The organism is Metasolibacillus meyeri (assembly GCF_003049505.1).
GTDB classification, from domain to species: domain Bacteria; phylum Bacillota; class Bacilli; order Bacillales_A; family Planococcaceae; genus Metasolibacillus; species Metasolibacillus meyeri.
On record NZ_PYWN01000202.1, the window covers coordinates 1 to 2566 of the forward strand.

3 protein-coding genes are annotated in these 2566 nt (G+C 32.2%); 1 reads left to right on the plus strand and 2 read right to left on the minus strand.

Annotation, left to right across the window (positions count from 1 at the left end; genetic code table 11):
- Positions 1–511: 511 nt before the first annotated feature.
- Complete coding sequence (locus C9J34_RS20655) at positions 512–1069, minus strand: hypothetical protein (protein ID WP_107842053.1); 558 nt, start codon at positions 1067–1069, stop codon at positions 512–514.
- 90 nt (positions 1070–1159) lie between these two features.
- Between C9J34_RS20655 and C9J34_RS20660 the strand changes: the two genes are divergently transcribed.
- Positions 1160–1447: a hypothetical protein gene (locus C9J34_RS20660; RefSeq protein WP_107842054.1), complete on the plus strand. Its 288-nt coding sequence runs from the start codon at positions 1160–1162 to the stop codon at positions 1445–1447.
- Between the two features lie 16 nt (positions 1448–1463).
- On the opposite strand, the gene C9J34_RS20665 is transcribed toward C9J34_RS20660, so the two are convergent.
- On the minus strand, positions 1464–1742 hold the full coding sequence (locus C9J34_RS20665) for a hypothetical protein (protein WP_107842055.1): 279 nt from the start codon (positions 1740–1742) through the stop codon (positions 1464–1466).
- Between the last annotated feature and the right edge of the window lie 824 nt (positions 1743–2566).

The window sequence follows — 2566 nt, forward strand, 5'->3', positions numbered from 1 at the left end:
CTAACATCTTCATAGTTTAACAGCTACTTTTTTGGTAAATTGGCGAATCAATATGAGCATTATTGCGATAATGGCAAATTACCTGAATGTTATGCTGACTGTTTCGCAACGTCCGTTTGAAATTGTATATAGATATCTTTTGCTTCAAATACGATAGCTGACGCTTGTCCATCTTGCTTTGTTACCTCTTCAAATTCACATGGGCGATGATCACCATAAATCTCAACATTTTTTCCTTAATTTCTATTTAATAGAATAACACGTTTCATCTTATTCTTCTCCTTTTAACCAATCATAGAAGCCTTCACAGTACCTTAGCGATTCTACTTTCTTATACACGCCCCAACATACCAAACTGATTCATATAAGGGCATGAAGTTAGCCAGTTTTATATATGGACTCACAAATAGTCCCAGAGGCTAGTCGGCTTTTCTTCACTTCTACTAAAAAATAGTAGTACAAACCATGGTTTTGGTTTGTACTACTATTTTTTAGTATGTTTAGATTGAGATTATAAAAAGACCGTTACAAAAGCTCTAGCAACTATTTCAGCAAAAGTCCGATTGAAGCTAGCCTTATCAACTAAGAAATCAGTTATCGCATCAGTAATTGTAGTACTTGAATTTGATAATACATTAATCAGTTGATTCATTGATTTCCAATGGAAAACTACTAGTTTAACACCGAAATTATCTTCTATTGTTTTAACCATGCCATCCCATGCTTTTTGACCAATTTTGTCCATGGCTACTTTAAGAGCTTGAGCCCCTGCTTTAGCTGTTAGAGTAAATTTTCCAAATGGCATAACAATAACTTCATTTTTATCTTGATAACTTGGTGTATCTAACTTGTTTAATAAAACATCTGCATAAGCAGGATCATTGAAGTATTCCTTATTTTCTAATATAGCTGCTTTCATAATTTCTTTTAACTTTTGATCATTTTGTATGGATTCTAAATTTAAATTATAGTTTACAGTATTTCCTTGCGCGCTTGCAAGTGGCGTAGAAATAGTTCCTGTAAGTATAACTCCTGATAATAGACCAGCAATAATTTTTTTGTTAATCATAATAAAATTCTCCTTTAATATGTTATAATTGTTTTATAAATAAATTTACATAAAATAAAATTTTAACTAGATAAGGAATGATTTGGGTTTATGGATAAAAAAAATGAAGAAAACTTACCTTGGTATTTGAGAAAAAATCCATCTATAGTAATTGCTATCATATCTCCTCCAATAGCATATTTAATAGTTGCTTTTAATCTGAAAAAAATGGATACAAAAACAAGAAAAGACCGTTTTAGTTTTGCTACTATTATGGCTGCAATTTGGTCGTTAAGATTTATTCCAAGAAATACCATAGGAATCACATTTATCGTTATTTTGTACTTATCTTTTATTTTTTTAACAATTTGGGTAATATATAAATTATTTAGAAAATAACTTTAAGAAATGCTGTTTAATAATATGTAACCCTGTAAAGCTTCCCTGACGCTGTATATGTTTCCTTTTTTTGTTTGCCCGTTGCATGATTTCTATACCATTTCTCATACCAACCGTCATTTAATGTGTAATCAGTATAGTACCAATCCCATTTAAGAGCGCTACTACTATAAACCATTGTTTCTTCTAAATTATTTATACTTTCTGTTTCTCCGCTAGTAGTAGCTTCTGCATTAAAAGCAATACCAGAAGCTAAAAGCATTGTTAAAGAAGTTGTTAGTACATATTTTTTCAAAAAATTCATCTCCCAATTAATATATTATTTAACTTACAATTCCATAATACACACAAAATTACTAATTGTAAAATTTAGGATATTTTTAAATATTCTATATATTATATAGAGTTTAAATAGTTCTAGTTGTTCACTGACAATAAAGGTGGTTAATTTTGAAGTGATAAAGCCATATTAAGAACCGATTCCGATAAAATTATTTTAAAACTCGTAATGAGCAAATTTGCTTCAAATAGCTACCAAACAACAAAATAAAAAGACCGAATTCGCTCTTTTGGCTAAAATGAAAGTGCTAATAACCATTCACCAAAGGAGCGTATCTTTCCCATATTTAGTAGCGAAAGAAATATTAGATAAGGCATAAACTGATTGAAAAAACACTATTCCCCAATTGAGAGTAGTGTTTTTTCAAGATATTCATTTAAATAATAGCTACCCCATGCAATATATCAATTACGCCTCGGCGTAATTGCGTCGGGATTTTGAATTGTGCTTGCACTTAGCAGAAGTTAACCGTTGTCACATCCTGTGACAACGGTTAACTGACCTGCATCGTGCAGGCCTCCTCTGTGACATCCGCCCGAGGCTTAGGCCAACATGATGTTGGTCACTCAGTCGGTGTTTGAACACCCACTGTAGCAGGTCTAATGCTGGCTTTCATCTCAACACCTATAGAGGTGGGAGACTTCTGTATCTGCCACTTCGCTTTCGATACAAAAAACTTTGCCACTGTCGCTCTGCTTTCGCGCAGTAAACATTGCTGAAAGAAGTTAAATAGTCTAACATCTTCATAGTTTAACAGCTACTTTTTTGGTAAATTGGCG